The organism is Pseudomonas sp. AU12215 (assembly GCF_001675465.2).
Classification (GTDB): Bacteria; Pseudomonadota; Gammaproteobacteria; order Pseudomonadales; family Pseudomonadaceae; genus Pseudomonas; species Pseudomonas nitroreducens.
This window is the reverse complement of record NZ_MACM02000007.1, coordinates 111008-117257: the sequence shown is the minus strand read 5'-3', so window position 1 is coordinate 117257 and position 6250 is coordinate 111008. Positions and strand designations below refer to the sequence as shown.

General features: G+C 65.6%; 8 protein-coding genes. 1 reads left to right on the top strand and 7 read right to left on the bottom strand.

Annotated elements, in window-relative coordinates; translation table 11 throughout:
• The 6 genes from A9513_RS02420 to A9513_RS02395 form a co-directional block, all read right to left on the bottom strand.
• Positions 1–636 (bottom strand): MFS transporter (locus A9513_RS02420; RefSeq protein WP_141678325.1); only part of this gene is annotated, 636 nt, incomplete at its 3' end.
• Between the two features lie 89 nt (positions 637–725).
• The gene (locus A9513_RS02415) at positions 726–1778 is read right to left on the bottom strand and encodes a 3-keto-5-aminohexanoate cleavage protein (protein WP_024762749.1); all 1053 of its coding nucleotides are present in this window, start codon (positions 1776–1778) and stop codon (positions 726–728) included.
• A gap of 34 nt (positions 1779–1812) precedes the next feature.
• A complete protein-coding gene (locus A9513_RS02410; protein WP_024762748.1) occupies positions 1813–2661 on the bottom strand; it encodes a TauD/TfdA family dioxygenase in 849 nt (282 codons plus the stop codon).
• 10 nt (positions 2662–2671) lie between these two features.
• Positions 2672–3652, bottom strand: coding sequence for a quinone oxidoreductase (locus A9513_RS02405; protein ID WP_065083888.1), 981 nt, complete (start codon positions 3650–3652; stop codon positions 2672–2674).
• Positions 3653–3846: 194 nt separating this feature from the next.
• Positions 3847–4806, bottom strand: a complete 960-nt coding sequence (locus A9513_RS02400) for an HlyD family secretion protein (protein WP_065083887.1) — start codon at positions 4804–4806, stop codon at positions 3847–3849.
• 3 nt (positions 4807–4809) lie between these two features.
• On the bottom strand, positions 4810–5202 hold the full coding sequence (locus A9513_RS02395; protein WP_065083886.1) for a DUF3302 domain-containing protein: 393 nt from the start codon (positions 5200–5202) through the stop codon (positions 4810–4812).
• Between the two features lie 221 nt (positions 5203–5423).
• Between A9513_RS02395 and A9513_RS02390 the strand changes: the two genes are divergently transcribed.
• The gene (locus tag A9513_RS02390) at positions 5424–5612 is read left to right on the top strand and encodes a hypothetical protein (protein ID WP_065083885.1); all 189 of its coding nucleotides are present in this window, start codon (positions 5424–5426) and stop codon (positions 5610–5612) included.
• A gap of 237 nt (positions 5613–5849) precedes the next feature.
• On the opposite strand, the gene A9513_RS02385 is transcribed toward A9513_RS02390, so the two are convergent.
• Positions 5850–6080: a hypothetical protein gene (locus A9513_RS02385; RefSeq protein WP_024762743.1), complete on the bottom strand. Its 231-nt coding sequence runs from the start codon at positions 6078–6080 to the stop codon at positions 5850–5852.
• Between the last annotated feature and the right edge of the window lie 170 nt (positions 6081–6250).

The window sequence follows — 6250 nt, the reverse complement described above, 5'->3', positions numbered from 1 at the left end:
TTCGGCGGCGGCGACCGGGGCGATGCGTTTCTCACTGACGATCAGCGGATAGAGCAGCGCCAGCAGCAGGCCGAACAGCGCCATGCCGGCGAAGGCCCAGCGCCAGCCCAGGTGCGCGGCGAGCACGCCGCCCAGCCCCATGCCGAGCACCGAGCCGAACATGCCGCCAGCCATGAAAGCGCCGGTCAGGGTGGCGCGCAGGTGCGCCGGGAATACCGAGATCACCACGGCGATGCCGACGCTGCCATAGGCGGCCTCGCCGACGCCGACGAAGAAGCGCGCGGCGAACATCTGCGGGAAGTTCTGCGCCACCGCGCAGCCCAGGGTCGCCAGGCTCCACAGCATGGCCATCAGCGCCAGGCTGCGCACGCGGCCCCAGCGGTCGGCGAGCAGCGACAGGGGGAAGGTCAGCAAACCGACCATCACCGCGACGATTCCGCTGAGCAGGCCGAGCTGCGCGTCACTCAGGGCCCATTCGACCTTGAGCAGCGGGAACACGGCGTTGAGCACCTGGCGCGACATGTAATCGGAGATCAGCAGGCCGAAGGTCAGGGCGAACACCACCCAGGCATAGCGGCGCGGCACGCTGGGCGCGGTGGCAGGGATGTCGCCCAGGGCGACGGAGTGGATGGCCATGGTGCTAGCTCTCCGGGGGAGTCAGTGGATTCTTGTTGTTCTTGGATAAAGCCAGTGCGGGTTACTGGCAGAACCCGCACTGGAGCCTGTCACGCGCGTTGCGGGACGGACTTCTGGCCCGGCTGGCGGTTGGGCGCCATGCCGTTCATGCGCAGGGTTTCCTCGACGCTGTCGTACTGCACGCCGATCTTGTAGATGGCGCGCGCTTCCTTGCCACTGGCGACCTCGCGGCCCAGTTCGTGGGCAACGCGGACACACTGCTGGATCTGCTCGACCGAGGTCATGCGCTGGCCATGCTGGCCGATGATGGTGTCCTCGATGCCGCACCGCGGGTGCAGCCCCATGGCCAGCGCCATCATGTTGAACGGCAGGACGTTCTTGAGCAGCGACTCGGCGGTGACGGTGGCGCCGTCCGGTGCACGGTGCACGAAGTTCATGAAGTTGAACGGGTTGGGGCCGTCGAAACCGCCGCCGATGCCGATCCAGGTCAGGTTCAGCGGGCCCTTGTAGACGCCCTTGCGAACCAGGCGCTCGAGGGTTTCCAGGGCATGCATGCCGGTGAGCTGGAAGTGCGGCTGGATGCCCGATGCCTGCAGGCGCTTGAGGTGCTCCTCGACCCAGGCGGGGCCGGCCGGCACGGTCATCTCGCTGTAGGCCGCCTGGTAGAGCGGGTTTTCCAGGGAGGTACCCTTGAGGTACTCCGGATAGAGCAGCTCCATGATGTTCATCTGGGTGGTGTTGATCGCCACCGTCACCTGATCGGGCTTGGGGGTCAGCTCGGCGAGCATGTGGCGGGTGTCGTCGGACAGCCACTTGGCCGCTTCGCCGTCGCTTTCCGGGGCGAAGGAGATCGAGCCGCCGACCTGGATGATCATGTCCGGCACCGCTTCGCGCACACCTGCGATCAGCTCGTTGAACTTGGACAGGCGCTTGGAGCCCTTGCCGTCCAGCTCACGCACGTGCAGGTGGAGCACGGTGGCGCCGGCTTCGTAGCAGTCCACGGCCTTCTGCACCTGCTCGTCCATGGTCACCGGGATGTCTTCGGGGAAGTCCTCGGGCATCCATTCCGGGCCGTAGGGAGCGGTAGTGATGACCACCTTTTCCTGGTTCTCGGGGTGCAGCGAATCGTCGAAGAATTGCATGTCTGTCTCCTGGAATTGTTGTTGTCGAGAGGGCTCAGAACGGCTTGTCGCCGATGATTCCGGCGCGCTCCATGCGGCGCACGCAGGGCGGGTAGTCCATCACTGCGTAGTGCTGGGTACAGCGGTTGTCCCAGATCGCCACGTCGTTCTTCTTCCAGCGCCAGCGCACCTGGAATTCGGGGATGTACACCTGGCTCACCAGGTAGCGCAGCAGGTCGGACGCGCCGGGGTTGGCGTCCTGGCCGAAGCGCACGTTCTGCGGGGTGTGGTAGTTGCTGAAGTGAGTGGTGAAGGCATTGACGAACAGCACCTTCTCGCCGGTCTCGGGATGGGTGCGCACCACCGGGTGCTCCGCGTCGGGGTACATGGCCTTGAGTGCCAGGCGCTTCTCGATGGGCATCGCCGCACCGAAGCTGGCTTCGATGCTGTGGCGGGCGCGCAGCTTGGCGATGCGCTCCTTGATCTCAGCCGGGAGCATGTCGTAGGCCAAGGCCATGTTCGCCCACATGGTGTCGCCCCCGACCGGCGGGCACTCCACGCAGCGCAGGACGCAGCCAAGGGGCGGCGCCTCGCGCCAGGTGGCGTCTGTGTGCCAGGCGTTCTCGTAGCGGTCGTTGGGCAGGTCCGGGGTCTTGTAGATGCGCACCAGGCCCGGATGCTCCGGGTCGCTGCCGGCCACCGGGTGGTCTTCCAGCTCGCCGAAGCGACGGGCGAAGGCGACGTGCTCGGCGCGGCTGATGTCCTGGTCACGCAGGAACAGCACCTTGTGCTTGAGCAGCAGCTCGCGCAGCTCGGCGAACAGCCCTTCGTCGCGCGACGCATCGCCCAGGTTCACTCCTGAAATCTCGGCGCCGATGCTGCAGGTCAGACGTTCTACGTGCATGGCGACGCCCTCAGATGACGAAGATCGACGAGCCGGTGGTCTTGCGCGACTCGAGGTCGCGGTGGGCTTGCACGGCATCTTCCAGTGCGTAGTGCTGGTTGATCTCGATGCGGATGTCACCGTTGCCCACGTGGGTGAACAGCTCGTCCAGCAGCGCCGCCTTTTCCGCCGGGTCGGCGATGTAGTCGGCCAGGGCCGGACGGGTGAGGAAGATCGAGCCCTTCATCGCCAGCAGCACCGGATCGAACGGCGGGATCGGGCCGGACGCGGTACCGACGCAGACCATCAGCCCGCGGCGCTTGAGCGACTCCAGGGAGGTCATGAAGGTGTCCTTGCCGACGCTGTCGAACACCACGTCCACGCCACGTCCGTCGGTGAGTTCGCGCACGCGCTCGGCGACGCTTTCATGGCTGTAGTTGATGACCTGCTCGCAGCCGTGGGCGAAGGCCACTTCGGCCTTGGCATCGCTGGAAACGGTACCGATCACCCGCAGACCGAGCAGCTTCGCCCATTGCGCGACGATCAGCCCGACACCGCCGGCGGCGGCGTGCAGCAGGATGCTCTGGCTCGGCTTGAAGTCGTGAATGCGGCGCAGCAGGTAGGCCGAGGTCAGGCCGCGCATGGTCATGGCGGCGGCGGTCTCGAAAGCGATGTTCTCCGGCAGGCGGATCAGCGGCGCCGCCGGAACCAGGCGCTCGGTGCTGTAGGCGCCGAGGGTGTTGATGAAGCCGGTGTAGGTCACGCGGTCACCGGGCACGACGTTGGTCACGCCCTCGCCCACCGCGACCACCACGCCGGCGGCTTCCACGCCCATGCCGCTGGGCAGCGGAACGGCGTAGGTGCCATTGCGGAAGTAGGTGTCGGCGTAGTTCAGGCCCACCGCCACATGGCGGATGCGCACGTGCCCCGGGCCGGGCTCGCCGACCTCCACGTCCTCGTAACGCAGGACTTCGGGTCCCCCTGTTTCATAGAAACGAACGGCTTTGGCCATGGCCGGAATCTCCAGTTGTCTTGTTGTCGTGGGCGCTTTCGATTGGAGCGGGCAAGCGCCTTTGAGCGGACAATAGGCAGGGGGCCGGCGGGCAGCTTCACATCGTGCGACAGGGGCTTTTCATTTCGTGACAGGCGCGCGGCGCCGGTGGAAGGAAGGCGGCTGCGGCCGGGCGGCCGCAGCGCGGGTTCGGATCAGTGGAACGGGAAGATGTAGTTCATCCAGGCCGCCATGCGCAGGAGGATCTTGCGCATGATCGCCACGTGGTGGAAATGTTGGCTGTACCGCGCTGCCTGGCCGTAGGAGCCACCGGGCATCAAGCTGGCGTACTGGGCATAGTCGGGGTCGGTGATCTCGATGAACACCGGCACACGGCCGGCCGGCGGTGAGCCGGTGTAGCTGAGCAAGGTCCCGGAAGGCTGGACCTGGCCCTCGCCGATCACCCCGATGACCTGCTTGACCTTGCCACTGAAGACCTTGCCGGGAATGCCGTCGAAGGCAATCTCCGCCTCATCCCCGGAAGTCAGGCGCAGCTGGCTGTTCTGGCGCATCCAGGCGACGAAATACTGGCCTTCGTCCGGGACGAAGACCATCGAGGGGCGTAGCGGCAGGCGTGTCGCCATCATTCCCGGGCGCAGTGAGACGTGAGTGACGAACCCCCGTGAAGGCGCCCGCACCACTGTGTTGTCGAGGTTGAACTGGGCCAGCGCCAATTGCGCGTTCAGGTCGTCGACGCGGGCAGTGGTGAGGTCGACATCACGCTTGTTGCCAACATTGCGCAGGGCCAGCTCGCGGGCGCGGGCCTGGTCGGCGCGGGCCGATACCAGTTGCGCCTTGATCGAATCCAGCTTGAGCTGGAAAGGCCTGGGGTCGATGCGGAACAGCACGGCGCCCTTCTCGAGCATCTCGTTGCCCTTCACCGGTACCTCGATCACCTGGCCGGTCACCACAGGGATGACCGGCGTGGTCACGAAATAGGTGCGAGCCACCTCGGAATACGGGTGGTTGTAGTTCATGGTGAAGATCAGCGCGCCGATCAGCACTACGCCGCCAAGCACGGCGGTAGGCACTGTCCACTTGTTCAGCGGGATGCGGAAGATCTTGAAGATGGCGATGCAGATCGCGGTGTAAGTCAGGATCAGCAACAGGTCCATGGCTCAGCCCTCCCCGCCGGGTCGTGACGGCGTGGCTGCTGGCGGAACTGGCGGCGGTTCGGCAATGACAGCGGGAGCGCGCCCTTCGAGTACCTCGAGCCGCTGGCGCAACTCGGCCAGTTGCCCTTCGAGATATTCCGCCTCGGCCTGTGGCGTCCTGCCGTGGTGGAAGCCCCAGCCACGGTCCTTGCGGTACAACATGGCCCAGATCCACAGGAACGGCCAGAGGGCGTGCAGGGTAAACAGGCTGACCCAGCCCGCCGCATGTATCGCGTCCTGATGCGGATGGTCGCGGTGAACGGCAATCTCGTAGGGAATGTCGTGCAGTACGATGATCCCGTAGAACAACACCACGGCGGCGAAGATCAGTATTCCCAGGGCAACGTAATCGAGCATCCCACACTCCTTGATCCCGGGCCCAATGCCTGGGAAGTCCGGATGAGTATGGCTTAGCCCCGGCGATCTGCACGATAGTGCTCAGGCCCGTGTGGCGGAGTTTAGAGCAATCGCCAGGCCGCCCTGGGCGCTGGGTTGCAACAGCTCCCATTCGTCAGGCCAGCCATCCAGCTGCCGGGATTTCGCGTTCACTTATCAAGGGGATCGCCGGGAGAAACGACATGCGAAAGTCCACCCTCCTGCTGCTGATCGGTGCGCTGGCCGTGCTGCTCGGCGGCTCGTCCTGCGGCGGTCACAACGACCGCCATGACGCCCCACCCAGACCGCCCATGGACGATGGGGAGATGGGCTACCAGCGGATTCCGCAGCAGCAGATCCAGCCCCAGGGGCAGTCGATTGCGCAACGCTGAAGCAGTCCGAACGCCGGCGTTGGCGCAAGCCAGGGTCCGCTCTTGCGAGAAGCCTCTGCGCCTGGCCCGGCTATCACCCCAGCCCTCGCCCTCATGGCGAGTGGGCCGTTCGGTGCAGGATGAAACCTTTGCCTCAGTCTGCTCGGACTGCCCCACTCACTGATTAGCGGGGCGCGCAGCCAGGGCCAGGGTAAGGGCATGCACGGGCAGCAATTTCCCAGAAGAAGACAGTGGCACCTACGCGGGCGTGGGCGTCATCAGGATCACCCGCGCCACCACCAACGCCAGCAACCCGACCACGGCGAAAGCGATGATGGTCGCCACGCCGCCGTCCTGCTGCAGAAAATCGGTCAACGCCGCAAGGGCTGCGGCCAGGAACAGCAACACCAGGCCAAACCACTGCATCCGCAGGGCGCGCAGGCGCCACGACCCAGGATGCTGGCTCAGGACGGTCTTCTGGTTGCCCATGGCGGCATCTCCATGAGGGGTGTCACACCACGCTAACAGGCAATCCGCCCCATGACGCGGGAACTGACGAAACGTACAAGGGAAGCCCGTACGGCGGCGCCATCGAATTGAAACCTTCATCCCCTGTCGCTGCCGAATGCTCATCGAAACGGCCGGGCCAGCAGGCCAGA

Coding starts and splice junctions, on each gene's coding strand:
- A9513_RS02415 (WP_024762749.1), bottom strand. CDS start 1,778: ATGCAATTCTTCGACGATTCGCTGCACCCCGAGAACCAGGAAAAGGTG.
- A9513_RS02410 (WP_024762748.1), bottom strand. CDS start 2,661: ATGCACGTAGAACGTCTGACCTGCAGCATCGGCGCCGAGATTTCAGGA.
- A9513_RS02405 (WP_065083888.1), bottom strand. CDS start 3,652: ATGGCCAAAGCCGTTCGTTTCTATGAAACAGGGGGACCCGAAGTCCTG.
- A9513_RS02400 (WP_065083887.1), bottom strand. CDS start 4,806: ATGGACCTGTTGCTGATCCTGACTTACACCGCGATCTGCATCGCCATC.
- A9513_RS02395 (WP_065083886.1), bottom strand. CDS start 5,202: ATGCTCGATTACGTTGCCCTGGGAATACTGATCTTCGCCGCCGTGGTG.
- A9513_RS02390 (WP_065083885.1), top strand. CDS start 5,424: ATGCGAAAGTCCACCCTCCTGCTGCTGATCGGTGCGCTGGCCGTGCTG.
- A9513_RS02385 (WP_024762743.1), bottom strand. CDS start 6,080: ATGGGCAACCAGAAGACCGTCCTGAGCCAGCATCCTGGGTCGTGGCGC.